This is a genomic window from Paenibacillus cookii (assembly GCF_018333375.1).
Taxonomy (GTDB): Bacteria; Bacillota; Bacilli; order Paenibacillales; family Paenibacillaceae; genus Paenibacillus_AQ; species Paenibacillus_AQ cookii.
In genome coordinates, this window is record NZ_BORW01000022.1 from 36610 (window position 1) to 51984 (window position 15375).

Genomic DNA, 15375 nt, shown 5'->3' on the forward strand with positions numbered 1-15375 from the left:
CGATGATCCCTGCTGTAGCGGCGGCGCGCAATGCCGACGAAGCCGCTTACCGGGGGTTTTGAGATATCGAAGGGCAGGAACGACTTATGAATACGCAAGCGAAAAAGAATTTCAGCCTGAAAGCCGCGCTGCTCTTTGTCGTAGTGCTGCTGCTTAATATATTTGTCCACGGAGCCATCTTCATGCTGTTCCGGGATTCGACGCTGAATCCGCTGTTGACGGCGCTGTTTGCGGTCATATGGGGAGTCGCGGGCGTTTACTTGCTGTACCTTTCGTTCAGTTGGGCGGTAGAGCAGTTTCCGGAGCAGATCAGCCGCAGGATGCTGCCGTACGTTTTCATCGGGCCGGCCGTTCTTTTGCTGGGTTGGCTGCTGGTGCTGCCGGCGCTGCGGACGCTTTATTTAAGCTTTTTTAATGCATCTTCTGATAAGTTCGTCGGTCTGGGCAACTATCTGGCGATTTTCAGCGACCGGCTCCTCGCGACCGCTTTGCGCAACAACCTGCTGTGGGTATTCGTCGGTACGCTGGCCTGCGTGGCCCTCGGGCTGCTTATTGCCATCCTTGCGGACCGGAGCAGTTATGAGCGGATCGCAAAATCGATTATTTTCATGCCGATGGCCATTTCCTTCGTGGCTGCGGGCGTCATTTGGAAATTCGTTTATTATTACCAGCCCGGCACCGAGCAGATCGGCCTCCTGAATGCGATCGTGATCGCGCTTGGGGGCGAGCCGCAGGCCTGGGTGACCATGCTGCAGCCATGGAACAACTTTTTCCTGATCATCATCCTGATTTGGATGCAGACAGGCTTTGCGATGGTGATTTTTTCGGCGGCGATCAAAGGCGTTCCCGACGACATCCTTGAAGCGGCGCGCGTGGACGGGGCGGGGGAGATCCGCATCTTTTTCCGCATCATCATCCCGTATATCTCGACGACGCTGCTGACGGTCACGACGACGATCATCGTGTTCACGCTGAAAATATTCGACGTCGTCATGGTCATGACGGGCGGCCAATACGACACCGAAGTGGTGGCGACGCAGTTTTACCGGCAGTTCTTCATGTACCGCAACTTCGGGTACGGTTCGACGCTGGCGATTGTGCTCCTGATCGCGGTGCTGCCTGTGATCTACTTCAACCTTCGCCAAATCCGCAAGCAGGGGGGATTCTAAATGGCCGGAAAAAAGAAGAAAAAGGGCAAAAAGTGGCTCGTTAACCTTATCCTTGGCATCATTTGCTTCATTTGGCTGATTCCGACCGTGGGCCTGCTGATTTCTTCCTTCAGACCTGCCGCGGATATTCTCCAGACCGGCTGGTGGAAGGTGTTCCCGCATCAGGAATGGAAAACGACGGATACGATCAAGCTGTCCAGGGACGTGGACCTGCGCCAGCCGATCGAAGTGAACGGCAAAACCTACTCCGACGATCAGCTGAAAGCGGGCGTGAAGTCGGGAGACGAGCGCCTTATTTGGGAGAACCGCCGCAACCGCGAGATCAGCGTGCAAAAACCGGGTTGGGTGGCTAGCACCCGGCTGACGCTCGACAACTACAAAAACGTCATTTCCGGCAAAGAGTACACGCTGAAAGGACCGGACGGCAGCGAAACGAAGGAAAAGGGAACGGGCCTCTCGCAAGCGTTCTGGAATACGCTGACGATCGCCATCCCGGCGACCGTCATCCCGATCCTGATCGCTTCGTTTGCCGCTTATGCCTTCGCTTGGCTGCGGTTCCCCGGCCGGAAAACGCTGTTTGCGGTCATCATCGCGATGCTGGTCGTTCCGCTGCAGGTGGCGCTGATACCGGTGCTGAAGGATTATACCGCGCTGGGCCTGAACGGCAGCTATCTCGGCATCTGGCTGGCGCATTCGGCTTTTGGCCTGCCGCTGGTCACTTATTTCATGTATAACTTCATCAGCCAGCTGCCGAAGGATTTGTTCGAATCCGCCTTTATCGACGGCGCGAGCCATTTTACCATTTTCAGCAGGCTGATTTTGCCTTTGTCGGTGCCAGCGCTGGCTTCGATCGGCATTTTCCAGTTCCTGTGGGTATGGAACGATTATCTGGTTTCGCTCATCTTTATCGGCAACCAGCCGGAAGTGCAGGTCATGTCGATGAAGATCGCCGACCTCGTCGGCTCGCGCGGAAACGACTGGCACCTGCTGACGTCCGCAGCCTTCATCTCCATGCTGATGCCGCTGGCGATTTTCTTCCTGCTGCAAAAGTACTTCGTCAGAGGGTTGATGGGCGGTTCGGTGAAAGGGTAAAACGAGGGAAGAAGTTCCCGCTTAATGATAAACATCGGAACATACCGCAGTCATGTTTTGCGTTATTGGGTCACGAACATGGGGCATGTCCGGAAAGAGCCGCCGGAACGGGGGCTTTGCGCGGATGTGCCCGTGTTTTTTCGGGGAGGGCCGGGGCATTTGCGGAGGACGAAATTGGCGTCTTTTATTCTCGAAAACTTTTTTAACAAAATGCTTGACGATGAGAGGCTTGTCATGATATGATCTATCTTGTCGCCGCGAAAGAATGCTTTCGACGAAGACGATGACCGATATGCGGTCGTGGCGGAATTGGCAGACGCGCACGGTTCAGGTCCGTGTGGGCTAACCCCCCGTGGAGGTTCGAGTCCTCTCGACCGCATTCTATCAGAAAAAGCTCGCAGATTGCTTTTATAGCCGTTTGCGAGCTTTTTTGTATTTTGATCATGAAGTTGTTGTTCTCTACCAGGGCAGAGGGACTTTGAAACGGTCATAGAGCTTAGAAGTCATGAGTACGGATTCAAATCATGTATGGTATTTGCCTCATTTACGAGTACATTTCCGTGATCATCGTGACGGCTTCTTTGGCGATGATGAATCGATCGCATTTCAGAATTTGGTATACGTTGAGGGAATCGGCTGCGGCCGTTTCCACGCCAGGGATGTTATTGGCGCTTTTCATCACAATGTTATCGATAGTAGGCGTAACGATCAGCGCCTTTTTATCCGCCCCAAGAGCATGAAGCATAGCTACGATGGTCTTCGTCCTGTAATGTTCCAACTTGATCTCGTCGACGACAATGAATTCTTTGTTTTGGACCTTGCTGGACAATGCCGATTTTAGAGCGAGCCGCTTCACCTTTTTATTGAGCTTGTAGCTGTAGTCCCGGGGTTTGGGAGCAAACACGACTCCTCCGCCTCGCCAATGCGGCATGCGAATCGAACCCGCTCTAGACCGATCGATTTTGTTTTGCTTATACGGTTTTCTGCCGCCGCCCCTAACTTCACCGCGTGTTAATGCAGATTGCGTTCCTCTGCGTTTATTTGCCAGGTAATTGACAACGGCTTCATGCATAACCGGTTCATGGGGAACGATGCCGAAAATGGATGCTTCAAGTTTTTATTTGCTGTAAATGATTTTTCGGATGGCATAAACCGAAAGGCAGTAAGATTCTGCGAGTTCTTGTATCGAAGCACCGCAAGCGTAAGCGTGCATGATGTCCCGGTTTCGCCGATCGATTTCCTCCCGGGAACCGGATAATTCCCCCCAATGTTTGTGCTGATCCTTGATTGCCGGAATATAAAGGTACTCGCCTTGCACAAAATTTTGCAACTTTTCGACCAATTCTTTGGGGAGAATCGCGTTCGCGTTAATATATCTCATGAAGACCCACTCCTTGAATTCATATCCTATCTCAAGCAGCAAAGCCAGCATGATTGGTGATGACGTTATTCCATGCAAATATCACCAAATATCTGTCTTTGCATGGAATTGAACATGGGTGATTGCAAGGTTGTGACGAGACATCATTCATTCTCCTTGATCGATATGTTTTCGTGCTAACTCATTGACTGTCGTGACCGTATAGTTGACCGCATGCTGCATCAATGTCCGTTCCGAATTGGGTTCGCACAGTGACCTTGATTCCTTGGGATTTTAAAATCCCGGCAAACTTTCGAACCCGGTCTTTGTCCGATTGGCGAAAGCTTTCGGGCGTCACGTCGGTTGAATTGTAGGGGATCAAATTGACATGGTATAAATGTTCCCAAGGACCTCTGTCCCTTAGCAAAGCAGCGATGGCTTCCGCATGTTCATTTGAATCGTTTTGTCCCCGGAGCAAGATATACGCAATATATACTTTTCTGCCTGTCTCCCCAATATGCTGATCCAACTTGTTCAACACGTCATGAAGCGGAAAGCGGTTGTTAATGGGCATGAGCTCGCTCCGCTGTTCGTCGAACGGAGAGTGCAGCGAAAAGGTCAGGTTCACCTGCGGAAATTCCTTTGTCAAACGATCGATCCCGGGCAAAATGCCGATGGTCGAAACGGTAATTCGCCGGTGCCCCAAGCCGAAGGTCCGGGGGTCCGTTAGAATCTTAAGCGCGTCGAAAATATAAGGATTGGCCAGCGCCTCACCCATGCCCATAAACGAAACGCTGTCCAGGGCTTCGCCCTGCAAATGAAAGTATAACAATTGGTCGGTAATTTCATCGGCGGTCAGATTTCGTTTCAGTCCGATCGTGCCTGTGGCACAGAAGCGGCAACCGTATCCGCATCCGCACTGGCTGGAAATGCAGTATGATTTCCATCCGCGCTCATAGCTTAGTTGAACCGCTTCGATGCGTTCGCCGCCTTCAATGGAAAAAAGCACTTTATTCACTTGGCTGGACGTCTTTTGCAGGACAGGGGTTAGGTTCAACACGTGTTCGCCAAGGTTTTTGATCAGTTCGTTTCTTATTCCCTCGGGCAGGATGGTCATTCTGTCATATTCACCGATTTTTTGCTTGAAGATCGCATCCGCGATTTGTTGAAACCGATAGGCGGGCTGCTTCAATTCGGTCAATATCCGTTGAATCATTTCGTATTTTGAAGTTGATTTCATGTTTTTTTCTCCTCTTGGGCCGGAGAACAAGCCTAAAGCACCGGTAAAGGATGCTTCACGCCAACATTAACCAACTATATGACAATCCGTGATGCTTGCAGCTTCGGCCGCTACGTGCATCGATCGATAGATGGATAACGCTCCGGCATCCGTTTCATATGTTCGTGAACCGTACCAACGGACAATGAACGATTCACACGATTGTTTACGACCTCAAACATGTATTTCAGCCTCCTCGTCAACTGGCGATATTTTTGCTAAATCAGATCACTTTCTCGAAAAAAACAAAGAGCCGCAAGAAAGTTACCTTTCCCGCAGCTCAAACAAATACAACATCTAACCCCATGAATGGATTAGATCCGGTTATTGAATGGAGCGAAAAGAATAAGTAACTTTCTTGCTTAACAACAAATAAAACAATCTTGTTTTATCATCGTAAATAAGCAAGAAATATTACATTATTCCCATCATCTCCCCGAATGAAATTACCAGCATTGTAGCACAACCCGTTTCGCTTTTCAACTTGGCATCTCGTCCATGCGCTGAGCGATCGAATTGGCGGTTGAAATGGCTGCGAGCTGCAACTTCCGGAGCGCCAAGGCTTGTCCACGCTTGAACTGATCATGCAAAAATAAAAAGATTATTGACACTATTAGAAAATGGGTATAATATATATTTTGTTGCTGCAAAACAATGCAACGATGGAAATATGCGGTCGTGGCGGAATTGGCAGACGCGCACGGTTCAGGTCCGTGTGGGCTAACCCCCCGTGGAGGTTCGAGTCCTCTCGACCGCATCACAATAAAAAGCCCTTGATTTGTCGAAAGACAAATTCAAGGGCTTTTTTGCGTATTCGGAGCGCGTGCGGAGATTGGATCGCCGGATGGCCGATCTCTCCAGCTCTTTTTGCCCGATCGCGCCCATTTTACAAAAATTTCCATTGAGTGGACTTATTCAGTTGACACGTCATATTATTAATATTAATATTATGACTATGAAAAACAACACGATCAAAAAGTCGCCCGTCGCACTAGCCATTCTTTGTTTCCTGATCGAGGAGCCCATGCATCCTTACCGTATGCAGCAGCTCATTAAGGAGAGGGGGAAAGAAGAAGTCATCAACGTTCGCCACCGAACGAGCATTTACCAAACGATCGACCGGCTGCATCGGGACAACGCCATTGCGATCCAAGGGAAAAAAAAGAATGAAGGGAAGCCGGATTTAGTCGTTTACGAAATTACGGATTTAGGCCGAAATGCCGCTTATGCATGGATTCGGGAGATGATCTCGACGCCCGCCCAGGAGTTTTTGGAGTTTCCCGCCGCCGTATCTTTTCTTGCGCTGTTAACGCCGGAAGAGGTCGCATCGCTATTCGCCAAAAGATTGGGCACTCTTGAAGGCATGTTCGCCCGGCTCGAAGATCAGATGCAATCGGAAGCGGCGATAGGCCTGCCGCGTTTGTTTTTGCTGGAGACCGAATATCAGCGGGCGGTGCTTGCGGCTGAAATGGCCTGGCTCCAATCGGTGATCGCGGATATCCAAACCGAAAAGCTGAAATGGAGCATGGAAGAACTGCGCGAGACAGCCCGGCGTTTGGAGCACGGCTTTGAATGAAAACCATTTTGGATCCGAAAGGACGGATGTTGGATGAATACACTCCTTGATCACTCCTCGTTTGATGAAACGGTTCCTGTCCTCGTGGTCGGAGGAAGCCTGGTGGGGCTTTCCTTCTCCCTTTTACTGGCGCGCCAGGGAATACGGCCTTTGGTCGTCGAGCGTCATCCGGGAACGTCGATTCACCCGCGCGTTTCGAGCCTGACGGCCCGAACGCTGGAAATATTCCGCTCGGCCGGAATCGAAGATGAGATCCGCCGCGAAGAGCCTCCTTTCCCGCGGGAATTCGGCGTCATGTTCGTCGAAAGCTTGGCCGGACAAACGTTTGATAACCTGATGGAGGATATGAGCGCTTATTTTACGGATCTTAGTCCCGTGGAAGGAAACGGCATTGCCCAGGACCTGCTGGAGCCCGTCCTCCGGGAACAGGCCGAGCAAGCCGGCGTCCGTTTGCGATACAACACGGAAATGATCGACTTTGAAGCCGACGGGGACGGCGTTTCGGCCGTCATTCGCGATCGGATCAGCGGGGAAACGCGCACGGTTCGGGCGAAGTATTTGGTTGGGGCCGATGGAAGCAAAAGCGGGATCCGCGCCAAATTAGGCATTGGCCAGCACGGGGAAGGGACGCTTTGCCATCTGGTCAGCATGGTTTTCGATGCGGATATTCATGAACTGTTTGCAAGCCAAAACGCACATATGTGTTTTTTTGCCAATGATACGACAAGCGGGAGCCTTGTGCTGTACCCTGGAACGCACAGAAGACCGCATATGTACCGATTGGACGTCGTGTATGACCCGGAGGAGGAAAGCATCGCCGATTATCCGGAGGAACGATGCATAGAGCTCATTCGGGCAGCGATCGGAATTCCGGACATTCCCGTCACGCTCCATAAGGTGTTGACTTGGGAAATGGCTGCGCGCGTCGCGGACAGCTTCCAACAAGGCCGGATGTTTCTGGTCGGCGATTCGGCAAGGGTTCAACCGCCAAGCGGCGGTTTGGGCGGCAACACCGGCATCGCCGAGGCGCACAATCTCGCCTGGAAGCTGGCCGCGGTCTTGCGCGGGGAAGCCGGTCCGGATTTGCTGGGCACTTACGATGCGGAGCGGCGTCCCGTTGCGGATTACACGGCGGAGCAGGTCGTCATGTTGTCCCAACAGCGCGAACATGAAGGATCGGAAGGAATTACCGTCAACACCTTGCACGTCAATATGGGTTACCGTTATCCGGAAGGCGCCATCGTACCGGAATCCGGCGGGGCAAACCTCCCTAACGTGCAGTCGCCCGAGTTATGGACGGGGCAGCCGGGAACCCGCGCGGCGCACGTCGTTCTGGAGCGGGACGGTCAGACCTTTTCAACATTGGACCTGTTTGGTTCCCGGTTCGTGCTGCTCGTCGGCCCTGACGGGCAAAACTGGCTGGAGGCCGCTCAACTTGCCCAAGAGGCGCTCCATCTTCCGATGGATATCTATCGGATCGGCGGGGATGAAGGCGGGATCGGCAATCCCGGGAACGATTTTCTCGATGCTTACGGAATCGCCTCTGCGGGAGCGGTCATCGTGCGGCCGGACGGTTACATCGGATGGCGGAGCAAGGCTGCCGGAACGGACCTGGAAGAAATGGAACGAGTTTTAACGGGGGCCTTATCGACCATTCTCTTTCGTTAACCCCTGTACCCATGAAGGAAAGGAAGATGACCATGCTTACGTTTGAGCATACGGAAACCTATGATTATCCTGCCTCCGGCGTTTTTTCGCGTCTCATTGATCTGGAGGAACGGGCCGCCTGGATTAAAGGCATTATCGAAACCCGCGTGACGCCTGAAGGACCGGCCCGGGTCGGGACCGAATATTTCGAAAGCGGAAAATACTCGGGCTTCAAAAGCGAAAAAACGATGGTCGTGACCGAACTTGTTCAGGATCAGTTGCTGATCTTGGAGACGGCTCCCCATGAAAAACAATCCTTTCGCGAAAGCTACCGTATTGAGCCGATCTCCGACGCATCCTGCCGGGTTCATTTCGCCATTGAAGTCGGCAACGTGCCGAAGGTGGCCGAGTTTTTTATGCGCCAATCGATGAAAAAGGAGCTGCCGCAAACCGCAGCCGGTTTGAAAGCGGTCCTCCAGGACTGACAAAAAGCTATTTTTTACTTATTTATCTTAATAATTAAGATAGTTCGAGACAAAAATCCGACAAAGGCGACAGGGCGGCGTTCGCTCGTCACAATGAAAAAGGCTTGCAGATGGCTATTAGGCGGTTTGCAAGCCTTTTTTCGCTGGCCCATAGCCGCAGATGATTCGATGGCAGGCGCTCGGAAAGCGGCTGGCGGATCTCCCGCGCCATGGACCGGCAACTCGAACATAATGGGTTTATGAGCCGCCGGCATTTGGTCGAGCGATCTCACGCCCCGGGAACGAGTTGACAAAGAAAAAAACAAAACATAAAATAAAATTGTTTCATATGAATAAATATTTTTATGATATGCCTGTAATTCCTTTTATTTAAGCAATTTATATTTATTCTCAGGAAACAATAATGAAATATTAAGGGGGTTGTCCATGGTCTGAAAACTGAATTAGCCGTTTCATTCACGGCTGAAATTCCTTCGGTTTGCTCATATTGTTTCGTGTGAAACTAATTTTAGATATAATGAAGAAAAAATGAGTTTGAGGAGCTTGCCAAATCATGAACGATACGAACCGGATGGTCAAAATTGCGATCCATGACAATTTCATTCGATTCCTTGAGCAAAAGGAACAATATGAGAACCGGGAAACCGCCGTTTTTCTGGAGGAACTCCGGAAAACGATCGAAGTGGAATCCACCCTGAACATGACGGAGCTGCACACCATCGCATGCATTGGGGAGCAGGAGCCGATCAATGTCACTTCGATCGCCGAAAAGATGAATCTAAGCAAAGGGAACACCTCGAAAATTACCAATAAGTTATTGAACGCAGGCTGGGTACGCAAGACGCAGCTCAACGATAACAAAAAAGAAGTGTATTTCCGGCTCACGACGGCCGGGAAAAAGCTTTTTGCCCTTCATGATGAACTTCATCGCAAGGAACAGCAGAGGATGTACGAGTTTTTGGATAAATACAGCGAATCCGAACTTGATTTTATAAAGCGGCTGTTGGGAGATCTGTCGGACTTCTATCGTTAAGGACAGCGGTAAAGACGCCGGTGGATCCATCCATGGCCTGGCGAGGCTGGTCTTTGTCGCTTTCATCTTCCAAGTTCGGGTTTGGGGAAAGAGGTCATGGCTATGGATTATGATGTGATACTGATCGGCGGAGGACCCGTTGGCATGATGCTGGCAGGAGAGTTGGCTTTGGCCGGCGTCAACGTCTGCATACTGGAACGATTAAAAAGCGCCACGCCGTTTTCGCGCGCGCTTACCGTTCATCCGCGAACGCTTGAAATCATGGATATGCGCGGCTTGAAATCGAAGCTGCTGGATAGAGGGCGCCGTTTGCCGATGGGGCATTTTGCCTCATTGGATACGCCCTTGGACTTTTCGGTGTTGGATTCTTCCTCCAATCACACCCTATTTTTGCCGCAAAGCGAAACGGAAGAAGTGCTGGAGCAATGGGCGCTGGACTTGGGCGTAGAAATACGGAGGGAAACGGAAGCTTTGTCCGTGCATCAGGATGAGGAAGGCGTTGCCGTGCGCATGTCGGGCCCTCAGGGGGAGGGGACGCTCAGATCCGCGTACGTCGTCGGCACGGACGGGGCCAAAAGTCTGGTCCGAAAACAAGCGGGCATACCGTTCGAGGGCCACGACGCGACGTTTATGGCTATTTTGGCGGATGCCGCCCTTCCCGGCCTTCCGCCGATGAGCGTTGTCTCCCGCATGGGTGAGAAGGGAATCGTATCGATTTTCCCTATCGATTCGACGACTTATCGAATCCTAATGCTGGATCCGGAAAGATCGTCTGCATCCAAACACGAGCCGGTTACGTTGGAAGAATTGCGATCGTCGCTGATGCGGACGGCGGGAAGCGATTTTGGGCTGGCTGAGGCGAAGTGGGCGTCGCGTTTCGGGAATGCCACGCGGCAAGCGAGCCGCTATCGGGACAATCGGCTGTTTCTCGCGGGAGATGCCGCACGTATTCATTTTCCGGCGGGAGGACAGGGGATGAATGTCGGCCTTCAAGAAGCGGTGAACCTGGGATGGAAACTCGCCGGAGCGGTTCAAGGCTGGGCGCCGGAGTGGCTGCTCGACAGCTATCACGCAGAGCGTTTTCCTTGGAGCACGGCGATGCTGAGCAATACGGAAGCGCAGTTTACGCTGATGGATACGAGTCCCGGCGTCATGGAACTCCGGAGCATCATGTCGAAACTTCTTCTTCATCCGGAGGTGAACCGTCAGATGGCGGAGCAAATTTCCGCCTTCAATGTCCACTACGCGCCCGATGACCAAGCGCCGTACCATGCTTTAAACGGGAAGCGTTCGACAGAATTGATTCTGCGGCTGAAAGACGGCGATTTGGCCAGCACGTATCAACTGCTCCGGTCAGGAAAGTTTCTTTTGCTGCATCTGTCTTCGGAGGTGAAAACCAGCGGGGAGTGGGATCGTTATGGGCATCTTCAAGTGATCGAAGCTTCATTGGCGGCGAAAGCGCCCCATTGGGACGATGTTCATACCGCTTTGATCCGTCCGGACGGCCATATCGCCTGGGCGGTGCCCGTGTCGGACCCGGATCCGGCAGGCGCGATCAGGGACGGCGTCGTTCGTTGGGCAGGGGCCTTGAGCAGCTTGACGGGCGGTTCGGGCGAACAAAAGCCGGGGGGGAAATAAAATGGATTTCATGAAGACGATCCAGGAGCGCAGAAGCATCCGCAGGTTTCGTTCCTCCCCCGTGGACCCGGAGCTGGTGTTCACATTGCTCCGCGAAGCGCAGCAGCTGTATTCATCCGGGGAGGCCGCGGCTTTCCGGTGCGTGTATGCGGGAACGCCGGATTCCAGGGAGCGTCTGGCCGCCTGCATGCTGGAGCCCATGGTGAAGAACAGGCTGGTCAAATGGCTGCCGGAGAAAGTACGGGATTTCGTCCGGAAAAGGGTCACCGATATACCGGGCCATCTTGCCGTCATTGCCGTCACCGGTCCGGACAGGAGGGAAAGCGACCTGAATTATGCTGCGGTTTGCGGGATCATGCAAAATTTTCAGCTTGTGGCCTGGCAGCGGCGGCTTGGAGTGCTGTGGGACACGGAACCGATGATCCAAAGCAAGGAGTTATTCGATCTGTTCCAAATGAAGCCCGAAGAGAGGCTTGTCGGGATTTTTCACCTCGGATTTTTTGATAAAATGCCGAAAGCCAGGGCAAGGACGCGAGCGGAAAAGAAATGGACTGTTTTGTCGGGAGGAGGAGGGTGACTTGTTGAATCATGCTAAAACCGGTTACTGCGGAGTCCATTCATTAAAATATAGCGATAAATCCGTTTCGGAAAATCACGTACTGGATTTATTGAATGTAGCCGTATGGGCTCCGAACGACGGACTGCGGGAGCCTTGGCGTTTCATCTTCATGGGACCCGGCAGCACGGACATCATGCGCGGATTGCAGGAACAGGCTCCAGCCTACCTGGTATTGGTCGTAAAAGAAGAGCATGACCTTCATAAAAGGGAGGAAGATTTTGCGGCGACCTGCTGCCTTATGCAGAATTTTCGCCTGCTGGCGCGGGAAAACAATCTCCATGTCCGCATGACGATGAATGATTGGATCTATGACAGAACTTGTGCCGGGCGTTTGGGTGTCCAAAAAGATGAACGGATCGTTGCCGTTTTGGAAATGGGTTATCTAGAACCGACCGTTGAACCTGCAGCGGCAGGGAATATGCCGGACCTTACGTTTGAGTTGTTGTAAGAATTTTGGCATGTTTCCAGGGGTTCTCTGGCGATCCCGGTCCTTTCTCGGAAACAGGCTCGCAGACTGCTTTTAAAAGCAGCTTGCGAGCCTTTTGGCATTTCCGTTTGGATTTCCGGTCAATGTAGGTTAAAAATCCGTCTTTACTTTTGCTCGGCATATGGTATATATTGTTAGTGAGTTAGTCAGATAACTAACTTGATGAAAAAAAGGAGATCATACTCATGGCTAAACCGAATGTCGTTTCCAAGCAGGAGCTGATCGAAGCAGCCAAACAATGCATCGTGGAGCAGGGTTTGGAGAAATTGACTTTAAAAATGGTGGCGGAGCGCATTGGGGTGACGCAAGGAACGGTATATTATCATTTCCAGACGAAAGACCGGCTGATGCTGGACGTCGTCAAAGACGTATGCGAACGCTCATGGAATGAGTTCTCTGCTTTGCAGACCAAGGAGTTTGTCGTGCCGGAGGCGCTGGGAGCGGCCAAAGAACGGGGAGGGCCCGATTCTTTTTTTCACCGCTTGTTTCTATCGCTTGTCGTGTTCGGCCTGAAACATGAAGAAACGAGGAAGGAGCTCGGCGTCTTGATTTCGTTCGAAAACGGGGTGCTGGCGGAGAAGCTGCGGCAGCTTGCCTTCCCGGCACAAACGCCGCCTTTGGCGGAGCCTTCCGGGAGCGGGGAGCGGCCGAAAACGGACCCGCCGAACGGCGAAACTAGGCGCCATGACCGTCAGGAAGCCGATGCCGGAACAGATGATGCGGATGTTCGCCTTATGGGCATGTCGTTCGAGGTGTGGGCCGTCGTCATTAACGCGATTTTTGACGGCTTGGCCGTGCAGAGCCTGGTGTCCCCCGAGCTGGACCGGGAAAAAGTGTTTGCGGAGCTGGGCGTTTTCTTTGAGCGTTTGCTTCGGAAGGCTGGAACGGACTAACATCTATTTTTGCATGGAAGGGAGCATGGGATTGGACATGTTTTCGGAAAAAATGGGATTGACGCTGTTGTTTTCGGTGCTGGTTTGGCTGGGGGCGACGCTGTTTTTCGTCTTTTTCGGACCGCTGGTGTTGGTCAGCCCGTACCGGCAAAATTTTTTGCCGCCGTTTCTTTTGCTGGAGGCCGCGACGGGCGTCGTGCTGTACGTCGTATTTGTCCTTTTTCGCCGATTCGATCCGAGTCCCTACGCGGCCGTAAGGCTTGGCGTGGTGGGCAGCGCCGTCGGTTTAATCCTGGACACGTTTGTGATATGGAATAAGGGCGTCTTTTTTGCAGGGTTGTCGGATGAACAGCTGCTGGCCTTCGTCATTTGGATGGCGTTTGCTTACGGGTTGTATTTGCTGCTGCCGCTGCTGACGGTCAAAAAGGGGACGCCGTTTTGAGAGGAGCCAAGGACGCATGCTGCGGAGCAGGGACGATATTTTACGGGATATAACGGAATTAATTTCACTTCATCAACCCCGCCGTCTGGCGGACGCTGTGCGTCACGATCGTGGATTTGCTGGACGGGGACTTGCGGAACCTTTTCCGCCAAAACGGGAATTCCGTCCTCCGGATCAAGCAGCATATCATGCAGCATAAAAAAAGCTTCCCTTTTCTGGGCGGCGACAAAATCATGAACTACTGGCTGTACGTGATGGAACAGTACACGGACGTTGCCTTTCCGGATCGGGAATGCATTACGGTGGCACCCGACACCCATGTCCTTCAATCCAGCGTCAAACTCGGGGTCCTGACCGAGGAGGAAGCGGCCGCCCCGAAGGCCCGGGAGCTTGCGGCTTCCAGATGGGAAGAGCTGCTGCAGGGCAGCGGGCTGTGCCCGATCGACATTCATACGCCGATGTGGCTGTGGAGCCGGAGCAAATTTGCGGTGCCGGTTTAGAAATGTTGGCATCACCTTTTGAACCGAAGAGGGGCTGTTTTTCTTCAATATAAAAAGGGGCGTCTCTCAAGATCCAAATGATCCGGGGAGATGCCCCTTATCAGTTTTCGGCCTGTTCCCGCACGTATTGGATAAACCTTTCGCAAACGGGCGAAGCCGGCTGATCGGCATGGTACGCAAGCACGCCGGTCACGGTTGGATCGGCCTGTCCGGGCAGCGGCAGCGAACGGAGCGCACCGGACGCAAGCTCCTCCCGGATGCCGGAAAGCGGGAACAGGCTGATGAATTCACCGGACCGCACCATGTTTTTTACGATTTCCGGCGAATCGGCCGCCGTCCGCTCCCAAAGATGGATCCCGGAAGCGGCCGCATACGCGCGCGCGTAGTCCGTCATAAACGCCCCCTCGCCGTGCTGCGCGAAAAACTGCTGGGCAATGAGCTTCTGCGTCACCGACTTGAGTCCGGCAAACGCATGTGTTCCGGAAAAAATAAGCTCGATGCGATCTTGGGAGAACTTTTCTTCTTTTACCGGCTTCTGTCCGTCAGGAGAACCCTCGGCTTCGGCATAATAAAACGCCAGATCGATCTCCTGGTTCAGCAGCCGCTCTTTGGCGAGGCGGGTGGGCGTGACGTTCAATTCGATTTGGACGCCCGGATACAGGCAACAAAAGCCGCTGATCAGCTCCGGGAGCACGTAAGACCCCATCATGCCGTCGGCCCCGATGTGCAAGCGCCCTTTGTTGAGATCCGCGTAATCCTGAACCGCTTTGCGGGCTTCCTGCGCCATCGCCGTCATTTTCACCGCATACGGATACAGCGCCTTTCCGGCCTCGGTCAGCCAGATGCGGCCCCTTTTCGTCTCAAACAAGGCTACCCCCAGCTCTTCCTCCAGGCTTTTCATATGAAACGTCACGGTCGGCTGCTTCATATCCAGCTCCCGTGCCACGTCCGTCACTTTTTTCAGTTTCTCGATCAGAACGAGGATGTGCAATTTTAACAAATTCATGGGGGTCCCCCTGGTGATCATCAAATTCTTAACTACCATTATAGATTTATTCTATTTAATTATAAATAGATTATATATTTTTTTATTCTTCATTTTACAAAACGCAACATTTCATAAAACGATAGGGAACTACAATGAGTTTGTAGGCA

The 15375-nt window shown here is 52.4% G+C and carries 16 protein-coding genes, 2 tRNA genes and 1 pseudogene; 15 read left to right on the forward strand and 4 right to left on the reverse strand.

The features are described from left to right. The first annotated feature begins 86 nt into the window (after positions 1-86). The 4 genes from KI367_RS17995 to KI367_RS18010 all read left to right on the forward strand — a co-directional run bounded on the left by KI367_RS17995 (position 87) and on the right by KI367_RS18010 (position 2640). The gene (locus KI367_RS17995) at positions 87-1169 is read left to right on the forward strand and encodes a carbohydrate ABC transporter permease (protein ID WP_036706574.1); all 1083 of its coding nucleotides are present in this window, start codon (positions 87-89) and stop codon (positions 1167-1169) included. Then, positions 1170-2261: a carbohydrate ABC transporter permease gene (locus tag KI367_RS18000; RefSeq protein ID WP_212951352.1), complete on the forward strand. Its 1092-nt coding sequence runs from the start codon at positions 1170-1172 to the stop codon at positions 2259-2261. Between the two features lie 24 nt (positions 2262-2285). Then, positions 2286-2504 (forward strand): hypothetical protein, encoded by a 219-nt coding sequence (locus KI367_RS18005; protein WP_212951354.1) that lies wholly within the window; start codon positions 2286-2288, stop codon positions 2502-2504. Positions 2505-2555: 51 nt separating this feature from the next. Continuing rightward, positions 2556-2640, forward strand: a tRNA-Leu gene (locus KI367_RS18010). Positions 2641-2805: 165 nt separating this feature from the next. On the opposite strand, the pseudogene rplD reads toward KI367_RS18010, so the two are convergent. The 3 genes and pseudogenes from rplD to KI367_RS18025 all read right to left on the reverse strand — a co-directional run. Further along, positions 2806-3378: pseudogene (gene rplD, locus KI367_RS18015) on the reverse strand (50S ribosomal protein L4); the annotation flags it as partial. Continuing rightward, the gene (locus KI367_RS18020) at positions 3379-3642 is read right to left on the reverse strand and encodes a CD3324 family protein (RefSeq protein WP_212951357.1); all 264 of its coding nucleotides are present in this window, start codon (positions 3640-3642) and stop codon (positions 3379-3381) included. A 181-nt stretch (positions 3643-3823) separates the two neighbouring features. Then, a complete protein-coding gene (locus KI367_RS18025; protein ID WP_212951359.1) occupies positions 3824-4861 on the reverse strand; it encodes a Cfr family 23S rRNA (adenine(2503)-C(8))-methyltransferase in 1038 nt (345 codons plus the stop codon). A gap of 711 nt (positions 4862-5572) precedes the next feature. Between KI367_RS18025 and KI367_RS18030 the strand changes: the two genes are divergently transcribed. The 11 genes from KI367_RS18030 (at position 5573) to KI367_RS18080 (ending at position 14220) form a co-directional block, all read left to right on the forward strand. Then, positions 5573-5657: transfer RNA gene (locus KI367_RS18030), tRNA-Leu, on the forward strand. A 267-nt stretch (positions 5658-5924) separates the two neighbouring features. Next, complete coding sequence (locus tag KI367_RS18035) at positions 5925-6476, forward strand: PadR family transcriptional regulator (RefSeq protein WP_246537066.1); 552 nt, start codon at positions 5925-5927, stop codon at positions 6474-6476. A gap of 33 nt (positions 6477-6509) precedes the next feature. After that, the gene (locus KI367_RS18040) at positions 6510-8144 is read left to right on the forward strand and encodes an FAD-dependent monooxygenase (RefSeq protein WP_212951362.1); all 1635 of its coding nucleotides are present in this window, start codon (positions 6510-6512) and stop codon (positions 8142-8144) included. A gap of 32 nt (positions 8145-8176) precedes the next feature. Then, on the forward strand, positions 8177-8608 hold the full coding sequence (locus KI367_RS18045) for an SRPBCC family protein (protein ID WP_036706589.1): 432 nt from the start codon (positions 8177-8179) through the stop codon (positions 8606-8608). A 553-nt stretch (positions 8609-9161) separates the two neighbouring features. Further along, positions 9162-9641 carry a MarR family transcriptional regulator gene (locus KI367_RS18050; RefSeq protein WP_156124486.1) on the forward strand — a complete coding sequence of 160 codons (480 nt, stop codon included), beginning with the start codon at positions 9162-9164 and terminating at the stop codon, positions 9639-9641. A 102-nt stretch (positions 9642-9743) separates the two neighbouring features. Next, positions 9744-11279 carry a monooxygenase gene (locus KI367_RS18055; protein WP_212951364.1) on the forward strand — a complete coding sequence of 512 codons (1536 nt, stop codon included), beginning with the start codon at positions 9744-9746 and terminating at the stop codon, positions 11277-11279. A 1-nt stretch (position 11280) separates the two neighbouring features. Continuing rightward, on the forward strand, positions 11281-11856 hold the full coding sequence (locus KI367_RS18060) for a nitroreductase family protein (protein WP_212951366.1): 576 nt from the start codon (positions 11281-11283) through the stop codon (positions 11854-11856). A gap of 4 nt (positions 11857-11860) precedes the next feature. Further along, complete coding sequence (locus tag KI367_RS18065; protein WP_212951368.1) at positions 11861-12346, forward strand: nitroreductase family protein; 486 nt, start codon at positions 11861-11863, stop codon at positions 12344-12346. Between the two features lie 224 nt (positions 12347-12570). Beyond that, a complete protein-coding gene (locus tag KI367_RS18070; RefSeq protein ID WP_212951369.1) occupies positions 12571-13278 on the forward strand; it encodes a TetR/AcrR family transcriptional regulator in 708 nt (235 codons plus the stop codon). Positions 13279-13315: 37 nt separating this feature from the next. Next, positions 13316-13720, forward strand: coding sequence for a hypothetical protein (locus KI367_RS18075; RefSeq protein ID WP_212951409.1), 405 nt, complete (start codon positions 13316-13318; stop codon positions 13718-13720). 188 nt (positions 13721-13908) lie between these two features. After that, the gene (locus KI367_RS18080; protein WP_212951371.1) at positions 13909-14220 is read left to right on the forward strand and encodes a hypothetical protein; all 312 of its coding nucleotides are present in this window, start codon (positions 13909-13911) and stop codon (positions 14218-14220) included. Positions 14221-14320: 100 nt separating this feature from the next. On the opposite strand, the gene KI367_RS18085 is transcribed toward KI367_RS18080, so the two are convergent. Continuing rightward, positions 14321-15226, reverse strand: a complete 906-nt coding sequence (locus tag KI367_RS18085; protein WP_212951373.1) for a LysR family transcriptional regulator — start codon at positions 15224-15226, stop codon at positions 14321-14323. Between the last annotated feature and the right edge of the window lie 149 nt (positions 15227-15375).

Excerpts from the sequence above, each read along its gene's own strand:
- KI367_RS18025 (WP_212951359.1), bottom strand. The coding sequence starts at position 4,861 with ATGAAATCAACTTCAAAATACGAAATGATTCAACGGATATTGACCGAA.
- KI367_RS18005 (WP_212951354.1), top strand. The coding sequence starts at position 2,286 with ATGATAAACATCGGAACATACCGCAGTCATGTTTTGCGTTATTGGGTC.
- KI367_RS18080 (WP_212951371.1), top strand. The coding sequence starts at position 13,909 with ATGCAGCATAAAAAAAGCTTCCCTTTTCTGGGCGGCGACAAAATCATG.
- KI367_RS18020 (WP_212951357.1), bottom strand. The coding sequence starts at position 3,642 with ATGAGATATATTAACGCGAACGCGATTCTCCCCAAAGAATTGGTCGAA.
- KI367_RS18085 (WP_212951373.1), bottom strand. The coding sequence starts at position 15,226 with ATGAATTTGTTAAAATTGCACATCCTCGTTCTGATCGAGAAACTGAAA.
- KI367_RS18055 (WP_212951364.1), top strand. The coding sequence starts at position 9,744 with ATGGATTATGATGTGATACTGATCGGCGGAGGACCCGTTGGCATGATG.
- KI367_RS17995 (WP_036706574.1), top strand. The coding sequence starts at position 87 with ATGAATACGCAAGCGAAAAAGAATTTCAGCCTGAAAGCCGCGCTGCTC.
- KI367_RS18040 (WP_212951362.1), top strand. The coding sequence starts at position 6,510 with ATGAATACACTCCTTGATCACTCCTCGTTTGATGAAACGGTTCCTGTC.
- KI367_RS18070 (WP_212951369.1), top strand. The coding sequence starts at position 12,571 with ATGGCTAAACCGAATGTCGTTTCCAAGCAGGAGCTGATCGAAGCAGCC.
- KI367_RS18075 (WP_212951409.1), top strand. The coding sequence starts at position 13,316 with ATGTTTTCGGAAAAAATGGGATTGACGCTGTTGTTTTCGGTGCTGGTT.
- KI367_RS18050 (WP_156124486.1), top strand. The coding sequence starts at position 9,162 with ATGAACGATACGAACCGGATGGTCAAAATTGCGATCCATGACAATTTC.
- KI367_RS18045 (WP_036706589.1), top strand. The coding sequence starts at position 8,177 with ATGCTTACGTTTGAGCATACGGAAACCTATGATTATCCTGCCTCCGGC.
- KI367_RS18035 (WP_246537066.1), top strand. The coding sequence starts at position 5,925 with ATGCATCCTTACCGTATGCAGCAGCTCATTAAGGAGAGGGGGAAAGAA.
- KI367_RS18000 (WP_212951352.1), top strand. The coding sequence starts at position 1,170 with ATGGCCGGAAAAAAGAAGAAAAAGGGCAAAAAGTGGCTCGTTAACCTT.
- KI367_RS18060 (WP_212951366.1), top strand. The coding sequence starts at position 11,281 with ATGGATTTCATGAAGACGATCCAGGAGCGCAGAAGCATCCGCAGGTTT.